Consider the following 521-nt stretch of genomic DNA (forward strand, 5'->3'; position numbering starts at 1 on the left):
AAGGCAGACCAGAGCCCGCGATGGAGCTGCTCTATGGCTTGTTTGCTGCCAATCCAAATGATGAAAAGGTACGTTCAAATCTCCTTTTGGCGTCGACTCGGTCGAATCGTCCGGATGTGGCGTTGGAGGTTTTGAAACACGACAGTAGCGAGCAAGACGCAAGAGTCAAACTGAAAAAGCTCATGAAGAGCGTTAAACCTCTGAGTAAAAAAATAGATACAAAAGTTCCACCCAAACAGGTCGCGAAGTCAAAGGAAAAGAAAAATATGGAAATGGATACGAAATCTGTCGATTTGAAACCAAAGTACGTAGCGCGCTCAGTATTAGACCCGCAAAACTTACGTCCTAAAGCGCCGTCAATTTATCGAATTCAAGTATTAGCAACCTATAAAGTCATTCCGTCAGATTACCTAAATTATCTGAAAGGCAACTATGGCAAAGTGTATTCCTACACTCACGGCTTATGGAAGCGTTATTGCGTTGGTGAGTTTAGCGATATAGATGATGCAAAGAAGTTTCTT

1 pseudogene is annotated in these 521 nt (G+C 42.8%); it reads left to right on the forward strand.

Annotated elements, in window-relative coordinates:
- A pseudogene (locus R7O13_RS30820) lies at nucleotides 1–521 on the forward strand (pilus assembly protein TadD); the annotation flags it as partial.

The sequence above is a fragment of the Vibrio sp. Y176 genome (genome assembly GCF_033438945.1).